The organism is Yersinia sp. LJYL362 (assembly GCF_048323875.1).
Window position 1 is genome coordinate 1 of sequence record NZ_JBLWEX010000271.1, and the last position, 26,893, is coordinate 26,893.

A 26,893-nucleotide genomic window follows, 5' to 3' on the forward strand; every position below is an offset into this window, starting at 1 on the left:
CTACCGAAGAAACTAATATCTCTGGCAGCAATCTTTATAATCAGTACAGCGGTAACTTTGACCCACAACTGATGAAGATATTCGGTATTGAAGAAGTCGCTGAGAAAACGGCCCCTATTATTGGTTCAGCAGAATTAGCCGGTTATATCAGTCAACAAGCAGCACAGGCCAGCGGTTTAAAACGTGGCACGCCGGTATTCGGCGGCATGTTTGATGTGGTCGGCGCGGCCTTAACCTCCGGTTTGCATGACAGCCACCAGCTCAGTGCCGTGGCCGGAACCTGGTCAATTGCCACCCGAGTGTTCGAGGGTGTACAGCCCTCAGACTACCCCTATGTGTGGGGAAAATATTGCATCCCAGGCACCTATTTTGTTCACGAAGGCAGCCCTACCTCCGCCAGTAATCTGGCCTGGTTTGTGCAACAATTCTTGCCGAACTTACCCGATAGCTATCAAACACTTAATCAGTGGGCGGCACTCGGTTATGAAAAGTCGGAAGATATTCTCTTCTTCCCATGGCTATACGGCTCCAATCACAGTGCCAATCTCAGCGGCGGCCTGTTAGGACTCAGCGGACACCACACGACTCAGGATATTGTTTACGCGATTTATCAGGGAATTGTCTTTTCGCATCTGTTACATCAGGACAAAATTCTGGCGCTGGGCGACAACACTGACTGCATTCGTTTCACTGGCGGTCCAACGCATTCTGCCATCTGGATGCAAATATTTTGTGATGCCAGTAATTTGCCATTGGAAATTGTCGATATTCAGCAATCTGGCTGTCGGGCTGCGGCTCTGTGTGCTGCGGTAGGAAGTGGCTATTACAGCGGCTTTGAGCAAGCGATAGCCGCCAGCCCGCCCCCCATCACCCGCCTGCTGCCCAATGCGGAAAAGTACTCAATGTTAAGAGCGCGCTTTGAGAAGTTTAAGCACATCGCTGAGGCGCTGAGTAGCGTCATGTGATGGCGCGACGTGCAGAATTTAGCGATAAAAAGCCTGGTTATTGCAGTGTTATATACTGGCGGTCGGCCAGTGTCCCACCATCATCCTGCCGGTACCATCGATAAGTGCGGAAAATGAGATCCACCCTTTATAAAGAGGGTGGAGCCATCGCCTCGCACCGACAATCTATAGTAAAATTCTTGTTAAAGTCATACTAAAAAATATCGGCTTGGTTCTTCTATCGATTGCTAACGATTGTTTCTGTTATCGAACATTTTCGCTAACTGATGTTGAATGTGAGAAAAATATGTCAAACAAACCGTTCCACTATCAGGATCCCTTCCCGTTAAAGGAAGACGATACTGAGTATTACCTTGTCAGTAATAATCATGTTTCGGTCGCACAGTTTGAAGGTCACGACATTCTAAAAGTCGAACCTGAAGCCCTGACCCTCCTTGCCCAACATGCTTTCCACGATGCCTCATTCCTGCTCCGCCCCGCTCACCAAAAACAAGTTGCTGCCATTTTGGATGACCCGGAAGCCAGCGAAAATGATAAGTATGTTGCCCTGCAATTCCTACGCAATTCTGAAATCTCAGCCAAAGGGATTTTACCAACCTGTCAGGATACCGGCACCGCTATTATCGTGGGTAAAAAAGGCCAGCGCGTCTGGACTGGCGGCAATGATGCCGAAGCCCTGTCACGCGGTGTGTATAACACTTTCATTGAAGACAATCTGCGCTACTCACAAAACGCGGCGCTGGATATGTACCAAGAAGTGAATACCGGCACTAACCTGCCAGCGCAAATCGACCTGTACAGCACTGAGGGTGAAGATTATAAATTCTTATTCGTCACCAAAGGTGGCGGCTCAGCCAACAAAACCTATCTGTATCAAGAAACCAAGGCTCTGCTCTCTCCGGGTAAGCTGAAAGACTATCTGGTTGAGAAAATGCGTACCTTGGGGACAGCGGCCTGCCCGCCGTACCATATCGCCTTTGTTATTGGCGGCACCTCGGCTGAAAGCACGCTCAAAACCGTTAAGCTGGCCTCCACCAAGTATTACGATGGTCTGCCAACCGAAGGCAATGAGCACGGGCAAGCTTTCCGTGATATCCAACTGGAGCAAGAACTGCTGGAAGCCGCACAGGATTTAGGTCTGGGCGCGCAATTTGGCGGTAAATACTTTGCTCATGATGTGCGGGTGGTGCGTTTGCCGCGTCACGGAGCCTCCTGTCCTGTTGGCATGGGGGTTTCCTGCTCTGCTGACCGGAATATCAAAGGTAAAATTAACCGCAAAGGTATCTGGCTGGAGAAATTGGAGCAAAACCCAGGAAAATATATCCCTGAGCACCTGCGCCATAGCACCGAAGGCAAAGTGGTTAAAATCGATCTTAACCGCCCGATGGCCGATATCTTAAAAGAGCTGTCGCAGTATCCGGTATCAACCCGCCTGTCGCTGACCGGCACTATTATTGTTGGCCGTGATATTGCTCATGCCAAATTGAAAGAGCGGCTGGATAACGGCGAAGGTTTACCGCAGTACATTAAAGATCATCCGATCTACTACGCGGGGCCAGCGAAAACCCCGGAAGGTTATGCTTCTGGTTCACTTGGCCCCACCACCGCAGGGCGCATGGATTCCTATGTTGATCTGCTGCAATCCCACGGCGGCAGCATGATCATGTTGGCAAAAGGCAACCGCAGCCAGCAAGTCACCGATGCTTGCCACAAGCACGGCGGTTTCTATCTGGGCAGCATTGGCGGCCCCGCAGCCGTCCTGGCGCAAAACAGTATCAAGAGTTTGGAATGTGTGGAGTACCCTGAGCTGGGTATGGAAGCCATCTGGAAAATTGAAGTCGAAGATTTCCCAGCCTTTATTCTGGTAGATGATAAAGGCAACGATTTCTTCCAACAGATCCAAGCATCAAAATGTAACCGCTGCGGCTAATATCGCAATCCGACCTCGGTAATTTTGCCGAGGTCGGATCGATTACAGGTAACAGGTAACAGGTAAAAAGCAGATAAATATTTGAATATTTTTTAAGCACTCCACTGGTGCAATTTATTAACCTCCCCCCCTATTCCACACCCCCATCCTTGATAATTTCACCGCATTACGCTTCTTCACCCGCAGTTAGCGCTTGCGGATGAATGGGCCATTTTCGTGCAACCGAAAGCCCTGATTTAGTGCAACGAGTTTCAATTCTACTATTTGATTTTTATTGAAAATTCTTCGTTGACAATAACTCTAAATGCTTTTTATAGTGACCCTGACTTCTCCGCAAGAACGCCAACGTTGTCGGCTTGTGGTTATGGCAATAGAGCCCTCGCAATGTCATCTGACTTTGCCGGGCTTTTTTTTTGGCTTTTTTTCAGACTCACTTTTTTAACCAATGCCAGGGGTACTTATGTCAGGAATAAAATGGTCCAAAATTAAGTGTCATCACACCACTCTCTCCATCGCGCTGGCCGCGGCATTTGCCATGACCTACTCAGGAATGACGATGGCGGCAGAAAAACCGGTAAAAATAGGTTTGTTGGAAGATGCATCCGGTAACTTTGCCTTACCGGTGATCCCCAAAATTCATGCCACAGAACTTGCTGTAGAAGAGATTAATGCCAAAGGTGGCATACTCGGACGCCCAATCGAGTTGGTCAAATACGATACGCAATCCGATAACACCCGCTTCCAACAAATGGCTCGTCGCTTAATTAAAAATGACAAAGTGGATGTGATCTTCGGGGCGTTTTCCAGTGCCTCACGCGAAGCTATCCGCCCGATAATGGATCGCGAAAAACAGCTCTATTGGTATAACAATCAGTATGAAGGCGGCGTGTGTGACTCCAATGTTTTCGTCACCGGTGCAGTGCCTGAACAGCAGTTCTCAACCTTGATCCCGTGGATGATGGAGAAGTACGGCAAAAAAGTTTATACCATTGCCGCTGACTATAATTTCGGTCAAATCTCAGCCGAGTGGGTACGCAAAATTGTGGAAGAAAATGGCGGCACTATGGTCGGTGAGGAGTTTATCCCGCTAAGTGTCTCGCAATTTGGCCAAACCATTCAAAATATCCAGAAAGCCAAACCTGATTTCGTCATGACTTTGTTGGTCGGAGCCAACCAATCCTCCTATTACGAGCAGCAAGCTGCGGCAAAACTGAATTTGCCAATGGGTAGCTCCGTTAACGTCGGCCAGGCTTATGAGCACAAGCGCTTTAAAGCTCCGGCGCTGAAAGATATGTATATCACCGCTAACTACATTGAAGAAGTAGATAGCCCTGCCAGTAATGATTTCAAACAGCGTTTCCACGCCAAATTCCCGAATGAGCCTTACATCAATCAGGAAGCGGCCAATGCCTATGACGCGGTTTATCTGTACAAAGCCGCGGTAGAAAAAGCGGGCAGCACCGATATGGATGCTGTGCGTAAATCACTGGAAAGCGGCGATATCTGCACTGACGGCCCTTCAGGGAAAGTCTGTATCGATCCGAAAAGCCATCATTTGAGTCATACCATCTATCTGGCTCATGTGAAGGACGACCACTCGATCGAGATCCCGAAAGTGTGGGCCGATATCAAACCGTATTGGTTGGGTGAAGCCGGTTGTAACTTGCCGGTAAAACCGGACAACAACCAATACACGCCATCATCTCCGCCGAAAAAGGCCTAAACCAGTCTATTTTATAGGGAAGTCTCCGCTTGAGCGGGCTTCCCTGTGTTATCCATTTTCAATTGTGTCAATCAGGACACCAGGGATTGCCAAACGATGTTAACGCTATCCTTTCTCTATTCGGTGATTTATCAGTTTGGCGATAACTTCGCCTATCTGGTGCTGGCAGCACTAGGGCTGGCGGTTATTTTTGGCATGATGGGGGTTATCAATCTGGCGCACGGCGAATTCATTATGTGTGGCGCTTATGTCACCATTTTAATGAATAAAGCTGGCCTGCCACTCCCCTTCGCCATGCTGGCCGGTAGCCTGGCGGCGGCATTCTTCGGCGGCGTCGTCGAGCGACTGGTCGTCCGCCATCTCTATGGTCGCTTATATGATTCGGTGGTGGCGACCTGGGCTATCAGTTTGATTGTGCAACAAAGTATGTTGCTGATCGCTGGCCCGTCACTGGAAGGGCTGTCCACGCCTTTCGGCTCTTTCACCCTCGGCGAATACTCTTTTGCCACCTACCGTGCATTACTGCCCTTCTTCGCCATTGCCATCTTGATGGTGCTCTATTGGCTGTTTTTCCACACCAATTACGGCGTCTGCGCCAGAGCTACCATTCAAAATGCCCGCATGGCCTCCTGTTTGGGCTTGGAAACTGATCGTATTTATACCCTGACATTCGCGTTGGGTGCAGGACTGGCGGGATTAGCCGGGGCCATTTATGCCCCGACCCTAACCGCCGTTCCTACCATGGGCAGCAGTTTTATTGTTCAGGCTTTTGTTTCGGTGGTCGTTGGTGGCGCAAATGTCCTTGTTGGCACCATTCCTGCAGCGATTGCATTAGGCGCAATACAAACCGGGCTGAATTCCTGGTATGGGCAGTTGGCCGGGCAAATTGGCTTACTGGTCACCGCCGTATTGGTTATCCGCCTATTGCCAAACGGTGTTGGCAGTCTGTTTACCCGTAACCGCTAGGAGCTGCATGTGACAACGACTTCTCTTAATTTATCGGCGGCAAAACAGCGCACGCCATCGACGACTCGGCTGGCCGCATTGCTCATTCTGGTGGGCGCACTCGCGCTGCCATTGGTGGTCGATAGCGCGATGATCGGCGACTTTTCCTACTTCCTGCTGTGGACCTTCTGTGCCATCGGATTAGCAGCAATGTGGGGGCATGGTGGCATTTTATCTTTCGGGCAGACCGCGTTCTTTGGCCTTGCCGGTTATACCTACGGCGTGATGACGCTGAATTTCGGCGACGGGGTACTCTCCACCTGGTCGGGCTTGATTATGGCACTGCTGGTGGCGGCAACTGTCGCGGCTGCGCTGGGTTATCTGATGTTTTACGGCGGAGTGACCGGCATTTTTATCGGCATTGTTACCTTGTCTTTCACTCTGGTATTGGAAACCTTTATGTCGCAGACCGCTGGCCCACAATGGGCAATCGGCAGCGCGCGACTGAATGGGTTTAATGGCATGTCAGGTATGCCACCGCTCTCCTTACCATGGTTCGGCGGCGAATTACTGACTCTGGAAGGTAATGCCTTTTATTACCTGATTATCCTGTTACTCGCGGGAGTTTACTGGGCTGTTCGGCGGCTATTGCGCTCAAATTTTGGCCTGACGCTGGCCTCTATTCGTGAGAATCCGCGTCGGGCAGAGATGCTCGGTATTGATATTCGCCGCTACCAATTGCTGGTGTTCGTGCTCGGCGGTGTGCTCTCCGGTTTGTCCGGTGCGCTGTATACCTTGTGGGGTTCATATATCACGCCGTCCTCCATGGGACTGACCGCCGCCGCCATGCCGGTTATCTGGGTGGCGACTGCCGGGCGTAAAAATATCTTTGGTACCCTGGTCATCACCGCCCTGCTGGTGTGGTTATCACAATGGTTGGCTATCTATGGCAGCGAATACGCCATGATCCTGCTCGGCGCTATTTTGTTGTTCGTGGTACTAGCCGCCCCGAATGGCTTATTGCCTTGGCTGGCAGAAAGAATCACTCGCTGGTCGAAAAAAGGGGAATCGCTATGAATCAGACAGCTCAAGATCTGATCCTCGAAACCCGTGGGCTGAGCAAGCGCTTTGGCGGTATTCAGGTTATCAATCAAGTTGATTTGCAAATCCGTCGCGGTGAAGTGCGTTGCGTCATTGGCCCGAACGGTGCGGGTAAAAGTACCTTTTTCAAATTACTGACTGGCGAACATGCGCCAAGCGAGGGGGATATCCGCTTCTTCAATCGGCGGCTGAATACTTTAGCCCCCTTCCAACGTATCCGCATGGGCATGAGTATTAAGTTTCAGATTCCCGGCATTTTCCCTGAACTGACCGTCGAGCAGCATTTGCAGTTGTCACTCAGTCATTTACGCTCAGAGGTTAGCTCGCAAGCCGTCAGCGTCGATGAACTATTAGAGCGTTTTAAGCTCAGCGCCGAATACCACCAGTTGGCAGGAAACTTATCCCACGGCAAGAAACAGTGGCTGGAAATTGCTATGGCAGTGTCGCTGCAACCCACGCTGTTAATGCTCGATGAACCGGTAGCAGGCTTATCTATCGATGAAACTTATCTCACCGGTGAGCTTATCAAGCAGATGCAAGCTGATGGTCTGACATTGATGGTGGTGGAACACGACATGACATTCGTGCGACAGATTGCCTCGCAGGTCACTGTCCTCCACGGCGGGCAAGTTTTTGCCGACGGTAATGCCGCCGAGGTGCTGGCGCGTGAGGATGTAGCAGATATCTATTTGGGGAAAGCAGTATGAATAACGTGGTTTTACAAATAGAAGGGCTAACCGGGGGATATGGCGGTGGACAAGTGCTTAATGGCGTCACTCTGCAACTGCACGCGGCAGAAGTATTGGGGTTGATTGGCCGCAATGGGGTGGGGAAAACCACCTTAATGCGTACCTTGATTGGCGCAGTTCCGGCGAAACAAGGCCATATTTTGTTGGGCGAAATTGATATCACCCAAGCCTCCCCGCAGCGCCGCGCCCGACTGGGGATTGGTTACGTCCCACAAGGACGAGAGGTATTCGCTGGCTTGACAGTGGCGGAGAACCTGCAAGTTGGGATGCAATTTGTTCGCGAACACCGGGAGTTTGCCAAAGACTTACTGGAGCGAGTACTGGATTACTTCCCGATCTTGCGTCAAAGACTCAAACAAAAAGCCGGCACCATGAGTGGCGGCGAACAGCAACAGTTGGCTATCGCCAGAGCCTTGGTTGGCTCGCCAAAAGTATTACTACTGGATGAACCTTCTGAAGGTGTTCAACCCTCTATCGTCAATATTATTGCCGATACCTTGGTGCGTATTGCTCGCGAACTTCATGTCGCGGTGATTCTGGTTGAACAGGATATCGCCATGATCCAGCGGGCCGCACAGCGTTGTGCGGTGATGGATAAAGGCCAGGTAGTGGAAACTCTTTCACAACAACAACTTTCTGATGATCTTTTAATGCGTCGCCATCTGGCTTTGTAACCGGGTGCCCTTATTACGTGGAGAATTGCTAATGAAATGGCTGGAAGAATCAATCATGGTCAAGCGTGGTGTCGGTGCAGGACGTAAACCGGTGACCCATCATTTGACAGAAGAGATGCAAAAAGAGTTTCACTACACCATTGGCCCCTACTCGACGCCAGTATTGACCATTGAACCGGGCGACCGGGTGATTGTGGATACACGAGATGCTTTTGAAGGCGCGATTAGCTCGGAGCAAGATATTCCGAGCCAACTGCTCAAAATGCCTTTTCTCAATCCACAGAATGGCCCGATCATGGTCAATGGTGCCGAGAAAGGCGATGTGATTGCGGTCTATATCGAGTCCATGTTGCCGCGTGGTGTGAACCCGCACGGTATTTGCGCCATGATCCCGCATTTTGGTGGGCTGACCGGCACAGATTTGACCGCCATGCTCAATGATCCGCTGCCAGAAAAAGTGCGCATGATTAAGCTCGATAGTGAAAAGGTCTACTGGAGCGAGCGCCATACCCTGCCCTATAAGCCACATATCGGCACCCTGAGTGTGTCGCCTGAAATTGACTCAATCAATTCTCTGACGCCGGATAATCACGGCGGGAATATGGATGTACCGGATATCGGGCCAGGCAGCATTACCTATCTGCCAGTTCGTGCCCCCGGCGGCCGGCTGTTTATTGGTGATGCTCATGCCTGTCAGGGGGATGGCGAGATTTGCGGTACCGCAGTGGAGTTTGCCTCAATCACCACCATCAAAGTGGATCTGATTAAAAACTGGCAACTCTCTTGGCCGCGCATGGAAAACGCAGAAACCATCATGAGTATCGGCAGTGCCCGCCCATTAGAAGATGCGACGCGTATTGCTTATCGTGACTTGATTTACTGGTTGGTGGCCGATTTTGGCTTTGAACAATGGGATGCCTACATGCTGCTGAGTCAATGCGGCAAAGTGCGGCTGGGTAATATGGTTGACCCGAAATACACCGTCGGCGCGATGCTGAATAAAGAACTGTTAGCGCAATAATCCCTTCCCCCGGTATACGCCGGGGGTTATGAGCATTCGCACAATCATCCTTTTAATAGTGTAAGCAGGTGCATATGGGTTCAGATACCCCGGTCAATATTGGCTTACTGTACTCCTTCAGCGGTGTAACAGCAGCTCAAGAACTGTCGCAATGGCGCGGGGCGACGCAAGCCATTGCTGAAATTAACCAAAACGGCGGCATCAACGGCAGGTTGTTGAATGCTATCCATTTTGACCCACAATCTGATGATGCATTGTTCCGAGCGCTGGCCGAGAAGTTGATCGTCGAGCATGAGGTTAATGTGATTTTTGGCGGCTACACCTCCAGTAGTCGCAAAGCCATGTCACCGGTGGTAGAAAAATATCGGCGGTTGCTGTTCTATTCACAACTGTATGAAGGTTTTGAGTTTTCTGACAATATTTTCTATGGCGGAGCCGCTCCTAATCAGAACTGCGTGCAATTGGCAGACTATCTGACCGGCCAGTTTGGCGCGCGAGTCTATTTGATTGGTTCGCGCTATATCTATCCCTACGAATGTAACCGCAATATGCAGGAGTTGATTCTGCAACGCCATGATGGTGCAGTGATTGGCGAGCGCTATCTTGATCTGAATGCACCTTATGAGGCTTTCCTGCCCATTATTGAAGAGATAACCAAAAAACAGCCGGATTTCATCTTCAGTACCGTGGTCGGGCAGACTGTCCCTTTCTTGTATCAAGCTTATCAGGCCGCAGGGCTGGATCCGGGCCGTATGCCTATTGGCAGCCTGAATACATCAGAAACTGAGATTGCCATTATGGGGGCAGAAATGGCACAAGGTCATTTCAGCTCAGCCCCCTACTTCCAAAGCATCGACACCAAAGCCAATCAAGCGGCACTCAAACAATTTCATCAACAATTCGGGCCGGAACTCACCACCGACATGAATTGGGAAGCCACTTACAGCCAGGTACATCTGTTTGCCAAAGCGATGGCCGAGTGTGGCAGTGACCATATTTACCCGCTTTCTGCGGCACTGCGCGGCAGCCAATTCGATGCACCGCAAGGCCGCATTCGTATTGATCCACTGAATCAACATACCGGGCTGTATCCACGCATTGGTATGGCAAATGAAAGTGGGCAATTTACTATCGTGCAGGAATCTCGCCGCATCGTCGAACCCGACCCCTATATGACTAACCAGATTCAGGGCGATTGGGTCACGAAGCTCACGACAGTGGGGTACCCACATGCGACCTAGTGACAACAGAATCAGTGCAACAGCCCTATTACTTAGCCGCGGGATCCGCTGTGTGGTGCTACATCCCGATGACGAAGATGGCGAAACACTCACCAATCATCTGCGCCGAATGGGGTTTAAGGTGCAGGCCTTCTGGCCGATCCCCGAGCAACTACCTGCCGATACTGACCTGATTTTCTATGCATTACAGTCAGATAAACCAGAGCCAGATGTGTCGTGGCTCGACCCTGGCAAACACGCTCTGATTGCGGTTATCGCCTATGAAAACCCGACGTTTATTGATCAAGCTCTCAACATGGGTGCTGGCACCACGATAACCACCCCGATTCGCGCCTCTGGTTTACTCTCGGCCATGGTATTTGCTTTACACCATGCTCAGCAGCAGCGGCAGATGAGTGATCGTATCGAGCGGCTGGAAAAAAAAGTGCTGGGCATCCGCCAGGTGAGTGAAGCCAAAGCTATCCTGATGCGAATGCACAGCATTGGTGAAGAACAGGCTTACGAGATCCTGCGCCATCAAGCTATGGACAAGCGCATCACTGTCGAAGAGATCTCATGTGCGCTGATTCAGGCTAATGATATTTTCTCCTGGACCACCCCAGGGGTAGCCAATAGCCGCAAGAACTGAGTATTAATCACCTGGAGTTCCCCGAACATAGTATTCATTATTTATGAGGATAATCATGTCGATAGCCCCTTATCTTGCCGCCGCTATTCAGTTTGAGCCCTTAATGTTTGCTAAAGAAGCGAATCTACGTCAGTTACTGGTATTGGTAGAACAAGCGGCACAGAAAGGTGCGCGTCTGATTACCACGCCAGAAATGGCAACCACTGGCTACTGTTGGTTTGACAGACAAGAAATTGCACCGATGGTCGAAACGGTTCCTGGTGAGAGCACCGCTCGCTTCACTGAATTAGCTCAGCGTTATCAGTGTTATATCGTATTAGGTATGCCCGAAGTGGACCCGCAAACAGCGCTGTATTACAACAGTGCGGTATTAATCGGGCCGCAGGGGGTAATTGGCTGTCATCGTAAAAGTCACCCTTATATTTCAGAACCCAAGTGGGCTGCGGCAGGGGATGTTGGGCATCAAGTATTTGATACACCACTGGGGCGTATTGGCATGCTGGTGTGTATGGATATTCATTTCCCTGAGACCGCCCGTTTGTTAGCGCTGGATGGCGTTGACGTAATTTGTCATATCAGTAACTGGCTGGCGGAGCGCACTCCGGCCCCATACTGGATCAGCCGGGCGATGGAAAATGGCTGTTATTTACTGGAGAGCAACCGTTGGGGATTAGAGCGCGGTGTCCAATTTAGCGGTGGTAGTTGCATCATTGAGCCCGATGGCAACATCGCCGCGGTGGTAGATAACGGCGACGGGATTGCTTATGCCGAAATTGATATCAACCGCAGCCGTCAGCGCCGGGTGTTGGGCGAATTAGTGTTTGATCAACGCCGCCCTGACTATTATCACTCGCTATTAAGCGACAGTTTTTTGTGGAACCCACAGGATTTCTTTGGTCTTTATGGGCAACAACCTTTACCACCAGGTAAACAGAGCCGCATCACAGTGGCGCAGTTCTGCTCAACTGCACAGGTGGAGGATAATCTGGCGACGATAATCGCCATGACAGAGGAAGCTGTTTTACAACAAGGCAGTGAGCTTATTGTGTTCCCAGAGTCAGCCCTGACGGGTTATCTCGCAGGTGCGGCTCATGCTCAAACCAAAAATAGCCCCGCCGTGCAGGCTCTGGTCCGCCTCGCCATGACATTGCGGGTCTATCTGGTAGTGGGAATGGCGGAAAAACAACAGGATAAATATTACAACACGCAGATGCTATTTGGCCCGGAGGGGGTCATCGGCACTTACCGGCAAATACATCTTTCTCAGGCACAGCAACAATGGGCCAGCGCGGGAGAGCACTGGCGTGTATTTGATACGGTGCTCGGTAGAATCGGATTGTTGCTAGGTCATGATGCATTATTGCCCGAATCAGCACGCATTTTAGCCCTAATGGGATGCGATATTATCGCCTGTTCCGCCGCCCTGCCTGCCGGTTTTACCGCCGCGCATCAGGGCAGCACTGTGGTACAAAGTTACCCGATTCCGACCGGAGCCGACCCGTTGCACTGGCACTTATTCAGAACCCGCGCCGGGGAAAATAACCTTTATCTGGCCTTTGCCAATGCTATAGATGACAGCAACGAGCGCGGAGGATATAGCGGCATATTCGGGCCGGAAACTTTTACTTTCCCACGCTATGAGCGGCTACTTTGGCAAGAAACACAAACAGTCACACAAACCATTGATACCCGCTCTCTCGCGGGCAGCCCTTATCCAACCAATGTGGTACGCCGTAAAGATTTGGTCGCCATGCGCCAACCCCATCACTACAAACCACTGCTGAAGTAAGCCCCTTCCCCTGACAACTCTCGGCTAAATATGGCCGGGAGTTGTTCAGTTGCACCACCATTTTGCACATATGTGCAAAAGCCATCATGTCACGCAAAATAAAAATGTGATCAGAATCCAAAATTTGTCCGGAATAAAGTAGTCGAACACAAAAATCACTTTTCTATTTAATATATATAAATCAAACAATTAAAGATATTTGCACACTTGTGCGATATCAGAAATTAATTTCATCGATGGTATTAGGGAATTATTGTGCAATTTCAGAGAGGGGCGTTATTTTGTGCTTTTGACTTAAAAAATAGAAAGTGATTATATCAGGTCATAGATAACTTAATGACATTTGCACAAATGTGCAAGAGGCTGAAATGGAAAAGAGCGATGATCTACGCCTGATGGTGAAAATTGCACAAATGTATTACGAGCAAAATTTCACGCAAGCTGAGATAGCGCGGGCGCTGGGAATCTATCGCACCAGCATCAGCCGCATGCTTAAGAGAGTGCGCGAACAAGGCATTGTCACTATTTCAATCAACTACAACTATAACGAAAATTTGTTGTTGGAACAGCAGTTGAAATCGCGCTTTAAATTACGCGAGGCAATTGTCGTTTCGTCCGAGCAAGACCAATCACCAGAACAACAACTGATCCTGATGGCAAAACAGTGTAGCGCACTGCTAAACCGAATTATTGAAAATGGCGATATTCTGGGCTTCTCCTGGGGCAGTGCTATTGCCACACTGGTTGAGCAAATGGATACCTCGCCGGTATCGCGCCAATTAACTTGTATTCCAATGGTCGGTGGCCCTTCCGGTAAATTGGAAAGCCGCTTTCATGTGAATACGCTGGTCTACAGCGCCGCGATGAAATTAAAAGGTGAGTCATTGCTGATCGATTTTCCGGCGATTCTGGAAGAGAGTGTTATTCGTGATGGAATCGTGCAGTCTCAGCATTATCAGGCTATTGCAGATTATTGGCAGCGGCTGGATATCGCTATATTTGGTATTGGTTCACCTAATATTTCTGGCAATTCTACCTGGCGCGCCTTTTATGGCAGCGATGTAATTGATCACTTTAATGACCGACAGGTTGCCGGTGATATCTGCTCACGCTTTTATGATTTACAAGGTAATCCGGTAGAAACTTATATTTCGGATAAAACTATTACCATTCAATTAGACAAAATTAAAAAAGCGCGTTATTCCATTGGGATTGCGCACTCCCATGAAAAAATCAGCGGGATCATCGGCGCTATTAAAGGAAAATATATTAATAGTTTGGTAACCACCAAAGAAACTGCCGAGGAGATCCTGGCACTCACAGTATAAATTATAAATATGGGGAAGCATTTCCCCAAATAGCTCACCACAACATTATAAATGACGCGATTGCGTGTGTGGCTGAGTATTGTCCAAATTCAGGCTAACAGGAGACATAATGGTTAACGTCATTTTTTGTGCTCACGGTGACTTAGCGGTTTCAATGCTCAATTCCGTCAATATGGTATATGGCGAAACACAGAATATTACCCCGCTGCTGTTTAACCGAGGTGAGAATGCCGAAAATTTAGTCAATAAAATGCAGGATGTCATGGCAAAGAATCAACATGACTCCTGGCTAATTGCCGTCGATTTGCAAGGTGGCAGCCCTTATAACGCCGCCGCGCGCCTGGCATTCAGTGATAGTCGTATTCAGGTCATCAGTGGATTATCTCTACCATTAGCACTAGAGATTGCCGATAACCAGCAAGTGATGGCGGCTGAAGAGCTGACAGACTATTTACTCGACATTGGCACACAGTGCGTGCAGTCATTCCGTCACCAACAAAATAACGAAGAAGAAGAGGCTGACTTTATATGAAAATCAATCTGGCAAGAATTGACGACCGGCTGATTCATGGTCAGGTCACCACGGTTTGGGCCAAAGAAGCTAAAGCTGGACGTATTATTATTTGTAGTGACGACGTTTATAACGATGAAATTCGGAAAACATTATTAAAACAGGCAGCACCGCCGGGAATAAAGGTGAATGTCGTTAATATTGAAAAGGCGGTAGCGGTTTATCACAACCCAAATTATATCAATGACACTGTGTTTTATTTATTTACCAATCCAACAGATGTTTTACGATTGGTGGATCAGGGCGTAAAAATTGATGTTATTAATATTGGCGGCATGGCATTTAAACATGGGAAAACACAATTAACCAAAGCGGTATCAGTTGATCAAAATGACATTAACGCTTTTTATGCATTAGCAGAGCGCGGTGTTCATTTAGATTTACGGGTAGTCACTTCCGATCCTGATGTGGATGTGATTAAAAAATTACGCGAGCTGGAGTCTAAATAACGACGCTTCACTTGAAATATAAGTAATAACCCAGGTTTTATTTAACATTTAAATCCGATTACTTAACCTGGTCAATACAACTATTTAGTTATAACCCACGGCTATGTAGCCATGGGAGTGTATTGTCCAAAGGGGTCCACCATGGAAATAAGCTTACTACAAATAATCTTAATTTTTATTTTCTCATGCATTGCCGGTATCGGCAGCGTGTTGGATGAATTCCAAACGCACCGACCATTAATTGCCTGCACCATTACCGGACTGATTCTGGGTGATATGACCACCGGCGTTATCCTCGGCGGGACACTGGAGTTAATTGCTCTTGGTTGGATGAACGTCGGTGCTGCGCAATCCCCAGACTCCGCGCTCGCCAGTATTATCTCAACCATTCTGGTTATTGTCGGTCATCAGAATATTGCCACCGGGATCGCTATTGCCCTGCCGGTAGCCGCAGCAGGTCAGGTACTGACTGTCTTTGCCCGTACCATCACCGTGGCGTTCCAACACGCCGCCGATCGGGCTGCTGAAAAAGCCAATTTCGCTATGATTGATTTTATGCATGTGTCGGCATTGCTGGTTCAGGCCATGCGGGTCGCCATTCCGGTCTTAATCGTCTCTATCTTTGTGAGTGCCGATACCGTTAGCCATATGCTTAATGCAATTCCAACTGTGGTGACTCATGGGTTGCAAATTGCCGGCGGGTTTATCGTCGTCGTCGGTTACGCCATGGTGCTCAACATGATGGGTGTGAAATACCTTATGCCCTTCTTCTTCCTCGGTTTTATTGTCGGCGGTTACCTCGGATTCAGCCTGCTCGCGTTCGGCGGTATCGGTCTGATCATTGCCTTGCTGTATATCCAGTTAAACCCGCTTTATCAGAAACCGGCAGCGCCTGTAGCGCAAGCCAGCCAAGCCAAACTTGATGAATTAGAAGATTAGGAGACGCCGACATGACCACATTAAACAAACGATTAACCCGGTCTGATCTGTTTAAAATGTTTTTACGCAGCAACTTGCAACAGGCCTCTTTTAACTATGAACGTATTCATGGCCTGGGTTTCTGCTATGACATGGTACCCGCAATCAAGCGTTTGTATCCGCTAAAAGAAGACCAAATTGCCGCATTGAAACGCCATTTAGTGTTCTTCAACACCACACCGGCGGTCTGCGGGCCAGTGATCGGCGTCACCGCCGCCATGGAAGAAGCACGAGCCAATGGCGCTGACATTGATGAGGGTGCGATCAATAGCTTGAAAGTTGGGCTGATGGGGCCGCTGGCCGGGGTCGGTGACCCACTGATTTGGGGCACTTTGCGCCCGATCACTGCCGCCTTAGGAGCCTCGCTGGCACTGAACGGCAATGTGCTAGGGCCAATTCTCTTCTTCTTGTCCTTCAACTCAGTGCGCCTGGCCCTGAAATGGTTCGGCCTGCAATACGGTTTTACCAAGGGTATCAACATTGTCAAAGACCTTGGCGGAAATGTACTGCAAAAACTGACCGAAGGTGCCTCGATTCTGGGCTTGTTTATTATGGGGGTATTGGTCACCAAATGGACCAGTATCAATGTGCCGCTGGTGATATCGAAAACACCGGGCCACGACGGCACAACAGTCACCATGACCGTACAAAATATTCTCGATCAGCTGTGCCCAGGTTTATTGGCATTGGGTCTTACTCTATTAATGATGCGTTTGCTCAAACGCAAAATTAACCCTATCTGGCTCATCTTCTCCCTGTTTGGCCTCGGAATTGTAGGCTCATGGCTTGGCATTCTTTCCTAATTAATGCCGGGGAGTTTTTTTATTCAACTTGAAGTTTTTTATTCGACCTGAAGTTTTATATTTGAAAAATAATTGAGGTGGTTCCACATGAAAACTAAAGCACTGCGTTTATATGGTAAAAATGACCTACGTCTGGAAAGCTTTGATTTACCAGAAATAGGCGACGATGAAATTCTGGCAACAGTGGTAACCGACAGTATTTGCCTCTCTTCGTGGAAAGAAGCCAATTTGGGCGCTGACCATAAAAAAGTACCGGATAATGTGGCAGAAAATCCCATTATTATTGGTCATGAATTTTGCGGTGATATTCTGCAAGTCGGTAAGAAATGGCAGCATAAATTCAAACCCGGCAGCCGTTATGTGATTCAGGCTAATTTGCAATTACCCGACCGCCCAGATTGCCCCGGATATTCTTTCCCCTATGTTGGAGGTGAGGCCACCCATGTGGTTATTCCCAATGAAGTAATGGAACAAGATTGCTTGCTGCCATATGAAGGTGAAAGTTATTTTGAGGGTTCATTGGTCGAGCCGCTTTCTTGTGTTATCGGTGCATTTAATGCCAATTACCATCTAGTTCCCGGCACTTATCAGCATAAAATGGGAATCAAGCCTGGCGGTAATGTGTTGATTCTTGGCGGTACCGGCCCGATGGGATTATTAGCCATTGATTACGCACTGCATGGGCCAATTAATCCGCAATTATTGGTTGTTACCGACCGCCACCAGCAAAAGCTGGATTATGCCGCCCGCTTGTATCCGAGTGAACCACAAACGCAAGTGCATTATCTCAATACTAAACAAACTGATGATCAGTTTGAACGTTTAATGGCCCTGACCGAGGGTAAAGGTTATGACGATATCTTTGTGTTCGTCCCTTCAGCTGAATTGGTCACATTAGCTTCAAGCCTATTAGCACCCGATGGCTGCTTTAATTTCTTTGCCGGTCCACAGGATAAGAATTTTATGGCATCGGTTAATTTCTACGACATCCATTATTCCTTTACCCATTATGTTGGTACCTCGGGTGGCAATACCGACGACATGAGAGAAGCAGTAAAGTTAATTGAAGCGAAGAAAGTGAATGCAGGGAAAGTGGTATCTCATATTCTTGGGCTAAATGACGCAGCAGAAACCACATTGAATTTACCGCAAATTATCGGAGGCAAGAAGTTGGTTTACACCGGCAAAAATATGCCGCTGACATCATTGAGTGAACTGATGAGCCACCAGCAAGATTCGCCGTTATTACAAGAACTACAGGCTATTTTGCGTAAAACTGACGGGTTGTGGTCAAAAGCAGCTGAAGATTTTGTTTTAGCTCACGCCCAAGAGATTTAACCTTCTGAGTGAGGGCGGGAAATATATCGCCGCCCTCAACTCACTCCCCCGGCAGATGTTTTGCCGTTGACTCATCCGTGGTCGCATCATTCTCGACTGCACTTAGTAGCACATCCAACAAGCCGGGGAATCGGGCATCAATATCATCACGTCGCAGTGATAACAAACTTTCACGCCCGCATGGTCGTTGCCAGATAACACCACTTTCACGCAGTACTCGCCAATGATGGGTTAAGGTCGATTTAGATAGCCCGTGCACCAAAGTGCCACATGCATGTTCGCCCCCTGCTGCCAGTCTGCGTACCACAGCCAACCGCAGCGGATTACCTAAAGCCGTCAGCACATTTTCCAAACGTATCTGCTCACGCTCAGGGTGATTTGCAATCATAGTGTTCCTATTAATAAGTGACAGTCAGCAGGGAAATTCCCCACCAAACTACCGGGTTCGGCCAAATCAAACGGCCCTTAGCGGGCGGCAATATAGCCTATACTCCATTTTGACCCTACTAATAATTCTAGCGCAATGATGGAAGCATCCTCAGTCATCGCTCCTCGCTATTATTGCATATTTTCAGAACAAATAATTAAATTGTACGTGTATATTCGAACAATAGGACTATACTAGTGGCGATCACATGATCATTAGCAGCAATGCTGAACTTAAACCAACAACTTCCCGGTAGGGCATCAAACCGCCCACCCCGAAATTGCCATTATCATTTAAGGACTTAATATGGCACGTAAAACTCCTATCGAGCGCTATCGCAACATCGGTATCTCCGCCCACATCGACGCTGGTAAAACGACCACTACCGAGCGCATTTTGTTCTACACCGGCGTCAGTCATAAGCTGGGTGAAGTGCATGATGGTGGCGCGACAACTGACTGGATGGCGCAGGAGCAGGAACGTGGCATTACCATTACATCGGCTGCCGTGACCTGCTTTTGGAAAGGTATGGACAGAACCTTACCCGAGCACCGTATCAATATTATCGACACCCCTGGGCACGTGGATTTCACCATTGAGGTGGAACGTTCTATGCGGGTACTTGATGGTGCGGTCATGGTGTATGACGCGGTCGGTGGTGTGCAGCCACAATCCGAAACCGTCTGGCGGCAGGCCAATAAATATCGTGTTCCACGTCTGGCATTCGTTAATAAAATGGACCGCCCCGGCGCTGATTTTTTCCGCGTACGCCAGATGATGATTGATCGTCTGAAAGCTAATCCAGTGCCCATTGTGATTCCGATCGGCAGTGAAGAACACTTTACTGGTGTGGTGGATTTACGACTTATGCGCGCCATTATCTGGGATGAAGAGTCTCAAGGCATGACATTTAGCTATGAGCCAATTCCGGAAAATTTGCTGACGACAGCCAATGAGTGGCGCGAGAAAATGGTCTCCGAGGCGGCTGAGGCCTCTGAAGCGCTGATGACAGAATATCTGGAAACCGGTGACCTTACGGTGGATGAAATCACCCAAGGTCTGCGTATTCGGACCATTGCCGGTGAAATCCAGCCCATGTTGTGCGGCAGCGCCTTTAAGAACAAAGGAGTGCAGCGCATGTTGGATGCGGTAGTTGAATTGATGCCCTCGCCCGTGGATATTCCGCCGGTCAGTGGCACCGATGAAGACGGAAATGAAGTCAGCCGTAAAGCCGATGATAACGAAAAATTCTCGGCGCTGGCGTTCAAATTAATGACTGACCCGTATGTCGGTCAGCTGACTTTCGTGCGCGTCTATTCCGGCGTACTGAGCAAAGGTGACAGTGTTTACAACCCAATTCGCGGTAAAAAAGAGCGTATTGGCCGTATTGTTCAGATGCATGCCAATAATCGGATTGAAGTGGATGAAATCCGTGCTGGTGATATCGCGGCTTGTGTGGGGTTGAAGGATGTGACCACCGGGGAGACCCTGTGCGACCCGGGTGCAGTAATTACGCTGGTGCGCATGGAATTCCCTGAACCGGTTATTTCACAAGCCATTGAGCCGAAGACCAAGGTGGATCAGGAGAAAATGGGTATCGCACTGCAACGGCTGGCATCAGAGGATCCATCATTCCGTATCCGTACTGATGAAGAGTCTGGCCAGACTATTATCTCCGGTATGGGGGAGCTGCATCTGGAAATCATTGTTGACCGCATGAAACGTGAGTTCGGTGTGGAAGCCAATATCGGCAAACCGCAGGTGACTTACCGCGAAACAGTACGTAAGACAGTGACCGATGTAGACGGTAAATTTGTCCGTCAGTCTGGTGGTAAAGGGCAATATGGCCACGTGGTCTTTACCCTCGAACCCCAAGAGCCGGGTAGCGGTGTTGCTTTTGTCGATGCCACTAAAGGCGGTGTGGTGCCGCGTGAGTTTATCGGAGCGGTCGAAAAAGGTGTGATCGAAGCCACCAATACCGGGGTTTTGGCCGGTTATCCGGTGGTGGATGTGAAGGTCACTCTGACGTTCGGTTCCTATCACGAAGTCGATTCATCGGAATTGGCGTTTAAAATGGCCGCCATCTTTGGTTTCAAAGAAGCCGCCAAACGCGCCTCACCGGTGATTCTGGAGCCAGTGATGAGTGTCGAGGTCGAAACACCGGAAGAGTATGCCGGTAATGTAATGGGCGACCTTTCCTCTCGTCGTGGCCTGGTGCAAGGGATGGAAGAGATGATCGGTGGCGGGAAAATTATCCGTGCCGAAGTGCCGTTATCCGAAATGTTCGGCTACTCCACAGTATTGCGTTCCATGTCACAAGGTCGTGCGACTTATACCATGGAATTCAAGCATTACGCTGAAGCACCACGTAATGTTGCCGACGCAATTATTGCGGCGCGGGGTAATAAAGGCTAACTCACTGTAATAACAAAACGCCGCTGGTTAATCCTGGCCAGCGGTATTTTCACTGTTATTTTTTACACTGTCTAATACGGCGACAAATTTATCCCAATTTCTATATCCGCCTTTTTTTACACTAAGTGTTAGCAGCGAGTTTCCGTTCTTATCTGTGGCAGATATAAATTCGTCACCTTCAGATGGCAATAAATATTTTAACAAGTCGAAAAATGCGATTACCGTCTCATTATCGCCCCTCTTTATGGCCTGAAAAAAACCATGGTTCTGCGTAGGATTTTTTATATCCAATAACTCAGCACGTTGGTTCTCTGGTATCAAATCGAGTAACTTGCCATATGCTGCTATGCTGCTAACATGCCCTCCCTGCATTGCCATATGCAGACCTGGAATGCCATGGTCATCTTTGGCGTCCAGCACTTCCTTACGCCGTCCCTCAGGTATACATTCAATTAACCGTCCTAAAGCAAGCACTATTAAATATTCTCCCTGTTTTAAAGCGTAGTAAAGTATAGGTATGTCATCTGATTGGTTGACATTAAAAATGTCATAAATTTCATTTGGAGATAACAGAGATTCCTCTATTATCCTATTAACTAATTTAATCACCTCCAACGGGAAATCATTTATTAACAACAAAACTAGTAAGCGACCAGAGGGAACCAATGGTAATTGGTTGTTAATTAGGGCCAATTCTCTATTACTGTTTCGCTGCCGAACATAAAGGATATTATGGTCTTCACATATGAATGCCATTGTTATATCGACACAATCATTCTGATAATACTCAAAGTAATATCTTTCCTCTAAGTAATTTTTTAATGTGTGAGTCTCTAATAATGATAAATCATAGATTTTGCAACGTATTGTATGATTGCTAATATTAGGATCATAAAGATTTACAACATAACACAATCTATTATCACGTTTAATACTCAGACGCACTGCCATAGCATGATCATTACTAACTAAAAATAATGCCATATGAGTTTTACCATGACTTTCCATAGCTTGAAAAACATCGACCAACATACGGCCAAAATCATTATTATCTATTAGATATACTGTCTGTGATTTTTCAATAAGTTCCTCATAATATAATTCCACCTCACTAGTGACATGGTTCTGTATGCTCTTAGGGTTAGCGAAGTCACTCATTTTTACTTTACCACGCTCCATATTATTAAGTACATCAAGAGCATATTGTGCAGCCAAGTGACGACAGACTATTTGGTTTCCATCATCTTCACGAAAATTAAATTTGCAGTTATCACTTCTAATAACCCGCCCATGTTTTATCGAAAGATAAGGTATACGTTTAAATATCTCTTTTTCTTTCTGAGATTTATTTTTAATTTTATCATTATAAACAGGAAACCCAAAGTCACCAATTTTCATTTTTCATCCATAACATTATTTAAAATAGCAGCATTAGACTCCACTTAATGCCAACATTAATAAATAAGGTAAAACACTGGGTTTAAAATAGATAAAATATCATAAATATAAAAACAGCCAGAAGGAAATGATCTGCTGACAGATTTTATATCAGCCAGATAGCAACCCAACATCTCCCTCGGCATAAAATCAGAAGGTCACCGGGGTATTCACCCACAACACCTTCGCGACTGATTCACCAATATTGCGATAACCGTGGGGGACATTACTGGGAAAATAAAAGGAATCACCCACGCTGAGGGTATAGGTTTCTTCACCTAAATACAGGGCAATTTCCCCTTCCAGCACGTATCCCATCTCCTCACCGTGGTGTTCTATCTGCCCATCACTGGCGACGCCCGGCTCAATGATATGAATGTTTCCCTGCAACAACCCACCTTTGTGGTGATGCGTCAGATTTTCCAGCGCAATGCCACCTTTCTTATTACGGTGCACAAACCGTTTACGGATCCGCTGCTCCGGTTTCAACACCGGCGAGTCTGCCACCCAACTTTCGGCCATCAAATCCGAAATATTGGTTTCCAAAGCGCTGGCGAGCCGGTGCAACATAGCCAGCGAGGGTGACGCTACCTCATTTTCCAGTTTCGACAATAAACTCTCTGAGCATCCCACCTTGAGCGCTAGCTGCTTTAACGTGATGTCCTGCGCCACGCGGGCATGACGTAAACGCATCCCTAAATCAGATAAAACAAAACCGCCGTTATCGCCGTTTTTTTTCATAAGTTGATATCTGCTGCTCAAAGAAACTCAAACACCCGGCGTATCCTTGCCGGGCAACGTTATCAATACAGAACGCAATGCACCCTTATTCAGCGACGCTAAAATGCACATCCTGTGGGTTACAGCCATTGATTGGCACAATGTCTTGCGGGCAAGCAGACATCACAACAATGCATTCCAGCTCGGCACGAATCTCAACATAATCACCCGCTTTGCTCACCGTCGGTAACCAGGAAATGGTGTAATCCGGATTGACGGGCGTGTTCATCCACAGGTTCAAGGGTTGTGGCACTTCACGCGCGCGCAGCCCGATCGCATTCAACGCTAAACGCATATTATCGGCACAACTGTCGTGGTATTCAGTGATCCCCATGTTGCTATAGCGATAAAGGTCACAAGCCGCAATCAACGTGTCATGCACACCGGGTGAAGTATCAGTTAGCAATGTGCCGATGATACGGCGCTGATTGGTGACCAGTGCATCTCCCGGCTGAGGAATGATTTTATCAATAAATGCACGAGTGTGTTCCATTGATGAGAACTCACTCAGATCGGCGCTATTAAATAACCAGGTGTCACACACCTGACTGCCGGGAGTGTTGATAATGCGGATAACCTGCCCTTTTTTTAAGCGCACCGCCCGGCCACAGCGGGCAGGAACGGTATACACTTCGCCAATCACCGGCGTCCCATCAATAGAAATGGGCGAGGATAACGTGGCATTAGTGCCCAGCGCGCTACCGTTGTCTTTTTCACAGCAAGCAGGATAAGTGTGGGTGCTCATGGGTAACTCCTATGGGTTGATTTGCCAGTTCTGTCAGGCAACAGGCTAAAGCCTTCGCGCCGAGGTACAGATACTGAGGGTCTGTATATTCAGCCGGGTTATGACTGATGCCGTTATGGCTGGGAACGAAAAACATACTGGTCGGGCAATGACTGGCCAGATGCATCGCATCGTGAAATGCACCGGAAGTCAGCGTCGCGGTTTCTATCTCTAATGCCAGGGTGCAAGCATATTGTTGTGCCAATAGCTGTGTATTGAAGGCCACCGGTGCATGACTGAATACGCACTCGACTACCACGTTATCCGCAGCTATCTGCTGCATCCAATCATCGAACTGCGCTAATACCATAGGACTGGCATGGCGGAAATCGAGGGTGAAGGTGGCACGACCGGCAATGGTATTAATGGCATTTGGCTCAATCTCCCAGCGGCCAAAAGTCAGGCGTAATTCATCTGCTGGCAGTGCGGTGGCTCGTTGTTCCAACTGCTGAACTGTCTGGCGGGCCAGTGACATCGCATCCTGGCGATCCGCCATCGGCGTGGTGCCCGCATGGGCCGATTGCCCCAGACAGGTGACCTGATACCAACGCACGCCCTGAATACCTTGTACCAGTGCTAACGGCTGATTGGCTTGTTCCAGTACCGGCCCCTGCTCGATATGCAATTCGACAAAAGCCGCCAAGGGCAAGGTGGCACGACGTGGTAAATGTGGAAAACGCTGATGGCAGCGTGTCAGCGCCTGCACTAAGGTCTCGCCCTGTGCATCCTGATTATTCAGATAATTGGCCAAACGCTGCGGTTGCACAAAGACACTCGAACCCATGGCTCCAGGAGAGAATCGGCTGCCCTCTTCGTTCATCCAAACCGCCACTTCAATCGGGCGCAAAGTAGTGACTCCGGCCTGAGCCAGAGCGCTCAAACACTCCATACCGGCAATGACGCCATAGCAACCATCAAGATTGCCGCCGCAGGGTTGAGTATCAATATGGCTGCCCGTCACTACCGGCGGTAAATCTTCACGACCGGCGCGACGAATAAACAGGTTTGCGCAGTTATCAGTCATCACTTCGCAGCCTAATGTATAGGCCCAGTCAATGAGCCATGCTCTGGCTTCTAATTCTTCAGCGGATAAAGCTTGTCGATTAACACCGCCGTTATCCAACGCACCAAAGCGGGCCAGTTGCGCCAATTTACCCATTAAGCGCTGTTGGCTAATATGACCGGCAACCTGAACACCTGCGCGATTAAGCATGTCCGGCCTCCGGTTCATCCAGTTGCAGTGGCCGTTTAAACCACGGTGCAAGAAATGATTTCAACCGGTCAGTCTGCGGTTGGCGGAATAAAGTCGCGGGCGCACCACTTTCAACAATTGAGCCGTCAGCCATAAACACCACGCGGGACGAAATTTTCGCAGCGAACGACATTTCATGTGTCACCATCACCATGGTCATGCCGTTGTTTGCCAGTGCCTTAATCACATCCAGCACCTCCTCCACCCGCTCTGGGTCAAGGGCGGAAGTCGGCTCATCAAGTAACAATAACTCCGGCTCCAGAGCCAATGCTCTGGCAATGCCTACCCGCTGCTGCTGCCCGCCGGATAATCGCGATGGACGGGCTTGTGCCTTATCCGACATCCCGACCTGAGCCAATGCCGCGGCCGCTTTTTTGCGTGCTTCATCGCGTGACAGTTTTTTCCCCAGAATCAAGGGTGCACAAACATTTTCCAGCACCGTCATGTGTGGCCACAAATTGAATTGCTGGAATACCATTGCCAGTGGGCGGCGCACTTCAGCAATTAACGCCGCGCTATCACGGTGTTTTGCTTCACGCCCTGCACTGCTATAACCCAGTAATTGCCCCTTGATCAGGACTTCACCCTCGTCATAGGCTTCGAGGAAATTCATGCAACGTAACGCGGTGGTTTTCCCTGAACCAGAGGGGCCAATTAAGGTGACAATTTCACCGGCATTGACCGTCAAATTAATTCCTGCCAACACCCGATTAGCCGCAAAGGATTTGCCTAGCTGGCGTAATTCAATAATGGGTTCGTGACTCGTCATATTATCCCTCTATGGCCTGACGACTGAGTAAGCGCACACCAACACTGACACCTTGTGCCAACAGCCAATAACTGAGGATCAACAAGGTATAAGGCACAATATAGGTGTAGGTATTGGCGACTATCTGCCCAGTGGTCATGGTCAACTCCGGCACCGTGATAATCGATGCCACGGCGCTCTCTTTAATGGTCAAAATGAACTGATTACCCAGCAGCGGTAAGCTAAAGCGCAAAGCTTGCGGCGTTTGGATATACCAAAAACTTTTCCACGCTGAAATATCATGTACTTGTGCCGCTTCCAGTTGCCCGTGCCCGATGCTTTTCCACGCGGTACGGAAGATTTCGCCAAAATAAGCAGAGCTGTAAATGGCCAACGATATCACCGTGGCCTCAACCGCACTTAGCGTCACACCGATAGCGGGTAAACCGAAATAAAACACCGCTAGCTGCGCCAGATAAGGTGTGCCGCGAATCAGCCACACATAGGTGCGCCAGGGCCAGAACAACCAACGGTTATGACGGCACACCGCCTGCAAGATAAAGCCGACAAAAGCCCCGATGAACGCCGCACTCATGCTAATACCCAACGTGACGCCCAATGCGCGAGCAAAGTCCGGCAGATAAAGGAAGAAATCGTTCATCGGCTCTCCTTATGCCAGCGCCGTTCAATATAATTGCCTAACAGTGCCAGCAAGCTGGTCAGCACCAGATAAGACAACGCAATCGCGATATACACCTCTAATGGGCGGTAGGTCGCCGATGCCAACTGCTGCCCCACCCGCATCAAATCGGTGATG

25 protein-coding genes and 1 pseudogene are annotated in these 26,893 nt (G+C 48.8%); 18 read left to right on the forward strand and 8 right to left on the reverse strand.

The window, feature by feature from the left end; translation table 11 throughout:
• From ACNSO8_RS16880 to ACNSO8_RS16960, 17 genes are all read left to right on the forward strand, one after another.
• Nucleotides 1–965, forward strand: a 965-nt coding sequence (locus ACNSO8_RS16880) for an FGGY-family carbohydrate kinase (RefSeq protein WP_418395318.1), incomplete at its 5' end; no start/stop codon positions are given.
• Nucleotides 966–1,251: 286 nt separating this feature from the next.
• The gene (fumA, locus tag ACNSO8_RS16885; RefSeq protein ID WP_046051525.1) at nt 1,252–2,895 is read left to right on the forward strand and encodes a class I fumarate hydratase FumA; all 1,644 of its coding nucleotides are present in this window, start codon (nt 1,252–1,254) and stop codon (nt 2,893–2,895) included.
• A 556-nt stretch (nt 2,896–3,451) separates the two neighbouring features.
• Nucleotides 3,452–4,618 carry an urea ABC transporter substrate-binding protein gene (locus ACNSO8_RS16890; RefSeq protein WP_418395325.1) on the forward strand — a complete coding sequence of 389 codons (1,167 nt, stop codon included), beginning with the start codon at nt 3,452–3,454 and terminating at the stop codon, nt 4,616–4,618.
• A 96-nt stretch (nt 4,619–4,714) separates the two neighbouring features.
• Complete coding sequence (locus ACNSO8_RS16895; RefSeq protein ID WP_019080393.1) at nt 4,715–5,584, forward strand: ABC transporter permease subunit; 870 nt, start codon at nt 4,715–4,717, stop codon at nt 5,582–5,584.
• A 9-nt stretch (nt 5,585–5,593) separates the two neighbouring features.
• A complete protein-coding gene (locus tag ACNSO8_RS16900; protein ID WP_050158656.1) occupies nt 5,594–6,640 on the forward strand; it encodes an ABC transporter permease subunit in 1,047 nt (348 codons plus the stop codon).
• Complete coding sequence (locus ACNSO8_RS16905) at nt 6,637–7,371, forward strand: ATP-binding cassette domain-containing protein (protein WP_418395319.1); 735 nt, start codon at nt 6,637–6,639, stop codon at nt 7,369–7,371. Before ACNSO8_RS16900 ends, ACNSO8_RS16905 begins: the two co-directional genes overlap by 4 nt.
• Nucleotides 7,368–8,087 (forward strand): ABC transporter ATP-binding protein, encoded by a 720-nt coding sequence (locus tag ACNSO8_RS16910; protein WP_019080396.1) that lies wholly within the window; start codon nt 7,368–7,370, stop codon nt 8,085–8,087. Before ACNSO8_RS16905 ends, ACNSO8_RS16910 begins: the two co-directional genes overlap by 4 nt.
• Nucleotides 8,088–8,118: 31 nt before the next feature.
• On the forward strand, nt 8,119–9,108 hold the full coding sequence (locus ACNSO8_RS16915) for an acetamidase/formamidase family protein (RefSeq protein ID WP_004389165.1): 990 nt from the start codon (nt 8,119–8,121) through the stop codon (nt 9,106–9,108).
• A gap of 74 nt (nt 9,109–9,182) precedes the next feature.
• A complete protein-coding gene (locus ACNSO8_RS16920) occupies nt 9,183–10,349 on the forward strand; it encodes a transporter substrate-binding domain-containing protein (RefSeq protein ID WP_019080397.1) in 1,167 nt (388 codons plus the stop codon).
• Nucleotides 10,339–10,977 carry an ANTAR domain-containing response regulator gene (locus ACNSO8_RS16925; protein ID WP_046051529.1) on the forward strand — a complete coding sequence of 213 codons (639 nt, stop codon included), beginning with the start codon at nt 10,339–10,341 and terminating at the stop codon, nt 10,975–10,977. The genes ACNSO8_RS16920 and ACNSO8_RS16925 overlap by 11 nt, the downstream gene beginning before the upstream one ends.
• A gap of 55 nt (nt 10,978–11,032) precedes the next feature.
• The gene (locus tag ACNSO8_RS16930) at nt 11,033–12,766 is read left to right on the forward strand and encodes a nitrilase-related carbon-nitrogen hydrolase (protein WP_418395320.1); all 1,734 of its coding nucleotides are present in this window, start codon (nt 11,033–11,035) and stop codon (nt 12,764–12,766) included.
• Nucleotides 12,767–13,134: 368 nt separating this feature from the next.
• A complete protein-coding gene (locus ACNSO8_RS16935; RefSeq protein WP_011815637.1) occupies nt 13,135–14,094 on the forward strand; it encodes a sugar-binding transcriptional regulator in 960 nt (319 codons plus the stop codon).
• Between the two features lie 109 nt (nt 14,095–14,203).
• The gene (locus ACNSO8_RS16940; RefSeq protein ID WP_019083899.1) at nt 14,204–14,626 is read left to right on the forward strand and encodes a PTS sugar transporter subunit IIA; all 423 of its coding nucleotides are present in this window, start codon (nt 14,204–14,206) and stop codon (nt 14,624–14,626) included.
• The gene (locus ACNSO8_RS16945; RefSeq protein ID WP_019080401.1) at nt 14,623–15,114 is read left to right on the forward strand and encodes a mannose/fructose/sorbose PTS transporter subunit IIB; all 492 of its coding nucleotides are present in this window, start codon (nt 14,623–14,625) and stop codon (nt 15,112–15,114) included. The genes ACNSO8_RS16940 and ACNSO8_RS16945 overlap by 4 nt, the downstream gene beginning before the upstream one ends.
• Nucleotides 15,115–15,255: 141 nt before the next feature.
• Nucleotides 15,256–16,053, forward strand: coding sequence for a PTS mannose/fructose/sorbose transporter subunit IIC (locus ACNSO8_RS16950; protein WP_005165149.1), 798 nt, complete (start codon nt 15,256–15,258; stop codon nt 16,051–16,053).
• 11 nt (nt 16,054–16,064) lie between these two features.
• Nucleotides 16,065–16,895, forward strand: coding sequence for a PTS system mannose/fructose/sorbose family transporter subunit IID (locus ACNSO8_RS16955; protein WP_011815634.1), 831 nt, complete (start codon nt 16,065–16,067; stop codon nt 16,893–16,895).
• A gap of 87 nt (nt 16,896–16,982) precedes the next feature.
• On the forward strand, nt 16,983–18,233 hold the full coding sequence (locus ACNSO8_RS16960) for a zinc-binding dehydrogenase (RefSeq protein WP_019080402.1): 1,251 nt from the start codon (nt 16,983–16,985) through the stop codon (nt 18,231–18,233).
• A 40-nt stretch (nt 18,234–18,273) separates the two neighbouring features.
• On the opposite strand, the gene ACNSO8_RS16965 is transcribed toward ACNSO8_RS16960, so the two are convergent.
• A complete protein-coding gene (locus tag ACNSO8_RS16965; RefSeq protein ID WP_005167372.1) occupies nt 18,274–18,621 on the reverse strand; it encodes an ArsR/SmtB family transcription factor in 348 nt (115 codons plus the stop codon).
• Nucleotides 18,622–18,966: 345 nt separating this feature from the next.
• Between ACNSO8_RS16965 and fusA the strand changes: the two genes are divergently transcribed.
• Nucleotides 18,967–21,075, forward strand: a complete 2,109-nt coding sequence (gene fusA, locus ACNSO8_RS16970) for an elongation factor G (RefSeq protein WP_342229249.1) — start codon at nt 18,967–18,969, stop codon at nt 21,073–21,075.
• A 27-nt stretch (nt 21,076–21,102) separates the two neighbouring features.
• Here fusA and ACNSO8_RS16975 read toward each other — a convergent pair whose 3' ends face one another.
• The 7 genes and pseudogenes from ACNSO8_RS16975 to ACNSO8_RS17005 form a co-directional block, all read right to left on the reverse strand.
• The gene (locus ACNSO8_RS16975) at nt 21,103–22,473 is read right to left on the reverse strand and encodes a ShET2/EspL2 family type III secretion system effector toxin (protein WP_418395321.1); all 1,371 of its coding nucleotides are present in this window, start codon (nt 22,471–22,473) and stop codon (nt 21,103–21,105) included.
• A 189-nt stretch (nt 22,474–22,662) separates the two neighbouring features.
• Nucleotides 22,663–23,253 (reverse strand): cupin domain-containing protein, encoded by a 591-nt coding sequence (locus tag ACNSO8_RS16980; protein ID WP_019080405.1) that lies wholly within the window; start codon nt 23,251–23,253, stop codon nt 22,663–22,665.
• An 85-nt stretch (nt 23,254–23,338) separates the two neighbouring features.
• Nucleotides 23,339–24,037, reverse strand: coding sequence for a DUF1989 domain-containing protein (locus tag ACNSO8_RS16985; RefSeq protein WP_019080406.1), 699 nt, complete (start codon nt 24,035–24,037; stop codon nt 23,339–23,341).
• The gene (locus ACNSO8_RS16990; RefSeq protein ID WP_418395322.1) at nt 24,006–25,289 is read right to left on the reverse strand and encodes a M20 family metallo-hydrolase; all 1,284 of its coding nucleotides are present in this window, start codon (nt 25,287–25,289) and stop codon (nt 24,006–24,008) included. Before ACNSO8_RS16990 ends, ACNSO8_RS16985 begins: the two co-directional genes overlap by 32 nt.
• The gene (locus ACNSO8_RS16995; RefSeq protein ID WP_418395323.1) at nt 25,282–26,097 is read right to left on the reverse strand and encodes an amino acid ABC transporter ATP-binding protein; all 816 of its coding nucleotides are present in this window, start codon (nt 26,095–26,097) and stop codon (nt 25,282–25,284) included. Before ACNSO8_RS16995 ends, ACNSO8_RS16990 begins: the two co-directional genes overlap by 8 nt.
• Nucleotide 26,098: 1 nt before the next feature.
• A complete protein-coding gene (locus tag ACNSO8_RS17000) occupies nt 26,099–26,737 on the reverse strand; it encodes an amino acid ABC transporter permease (protein WP_418395324.1) in 639 nt (212 codons plus the stop codon).
• Nucleotides 26,734–26,893, reverse strand: a pseudogene (locus ACNSO8_RS17005) (amino acid ABC transporter permease); the annotation flags it as partial. The pseudogene ACNSO8_RS17005 and the gene ACNSO8_RS17000, both read right to left, overlap by 4 nt.

Bases quoted from the DNA above. Each gene is read 5' to 3' on its own strand.
- fumA (WP_046051525.1), top strand. From the start codon at position 1,252: ATGTCAAACAAACCGTTCCACTATCAGGATCCCTTCCCGTTAAAGGAA.
- ACNSO8_RS16890 (WP_418395325.1), top strand. From the start codon at position 3,452: ATGGCGGCAGAAAAACCGGTAAAAATAGGTTTGTTGGAAGATGCATCC.
- ACNSO8_RS16895 (WP_019080393.1), top strand. From the start codon at position 4,715: ATGTTAACGCTATCCTTTCTCTATTCGGTGATTTATCAGTTTGGCGAT.
- ACNSO8_RS16905 (WP_418395319.1), top strand. From the start codon at position 6,637: ATGAATCAGACAGCTCAAGATCTGATCCTCGAAACCCGTGGGCTGAGC.
- ACNSO8_RS16910 (WP_019080396.1), top strand. From the start codon at position 7,368: ATGAATAACGTGGTTTTACAAATAGAAGGGCTAACCGGGGGATATGGC.
- ACNSO8_RS16915 (WP_004389165.1), top strand. From the start codon at position 8,119: ATGAAATGGCTGGAAGAATCAATCATGGTCAAGCGTGGTGTCGGTGCA.
- ACNSO8_RS16920 (WP_019080397.1), top strand. From the start codon at position 9,183: ATGGGTTCAGATACCCCGGTCAATATTGGCTTACTGTACTCCTTCAGC.
- ACNSO8_RS16925 (WP_046051529.1), top strand. From the start codon at position 10,339: ATGCGACCTAGTGACAACAGAATCAGTGCAACAGCCCTATTACTTAGC.
- ACNSO8_RS16930 (WP_418395320.1), top strand. From the start codon at position 11,033: ATGTCGATAGCCCCTTATCTTGCCGCCGCTATTCAGTTTGAGCCCTTA.
- ACNSO8_RS16935 (WP_011815637.1), top strand. From the start codon at position 13,135: ATGGAAAAGAGCGATGATCTACGCCTGATGGTGAAAATTGCACAAATG.
- ACNSO8_RS16940 (WP_019083899.1), top strand. From the start codon at position 14,204: ATGGTTAACGTCATTTTTTGTGCTCACGGTGACTTAGCGGTTTCAATG.
- ACNSO8_RS16945 (WP_019080401.1), top strand. From the start codon at position 14,623: ATGAAAATCAATCTGGCAAGAATTGACGACCGGCTGATTCATGGTCAG.
- ACNSO8_RS16950 (WP_005165149.1), top strand. From the start codon at position 15,256: ATGGAAATAAGCTTACTACAAATAATCTTAATTTTTATTTTCTCATGC.
- ACNSO8_RS16955 (WP_011815634.1), top strand. From the start codon at position 16,065: ATGACCACATTAAACAAACGATTAACCCGGTCTGATCTGTTTAAAATG.
- ACNSO8_RS16960 (WP_019080402.1), top strand. From the start codon at position 16,983: ATGAAAACTAAAGCACTGCGTTTATATGGTAAAAATGACCTACGTCTG.
- ACNSO8_RS16965 (WP_005167372.1), bottom strand. From the start codon at position 18,621: ATGATTGCAAATCACCCTGAGCGTGAGCAGATACGTTTGGAAAATGTG.
- fusA (WP_342229249.1), top strand. From the start codon at position 18,967: ATGGCACGTAAAACTCCTATCGAGCGCTATCGCAACATCGGTATCTCC.
- ACNSO8_RS16975 (WP_418395321.1), bottom strand. From the start codon at position 22,473: ATGAAAATTGGTGACTTTGGGTTTCCTGTTTATAATGATAAAATTAAA.
- ACNSO8_RS16980 (WP_019080405.1), bottom strand. From the start codon at position 23,253: ATGAAAAAAAACGGCGATAACGGCGGTTTTGTTTTATCTGATTTAGGG.
- ACNSO8_RS16985 (WP_019080406.1), bottom strand. From the start codon at position 24,037: ATGAGCACCCACACTTATCCTGCTTGCTGTGAAAAAGACAACGGTAGC.
- ACNSO8_RS16990 (WP_418395322.1), bottom strand. From the start codon at position 25,289: ATGCTTAATCGCGCAGGTGTTCAGGTTGCCGGTCATATTAGCCAACAG.
- ACNSO8_RS16995 (WP_418395323.1), bottom strand. From the start codon at position 26,097: ATGACGAGTCACGAACCCATTATTGAATTACGCCAGCTAGGCAAATCC.
- ACNSO8_RS17000 (WP_418395324.1), bottom strand. From the start codon at position 26,737: ATGAACGATTTCTTCCTTTATCTGCCGGACTTTGCTCGCGCATTGGGC.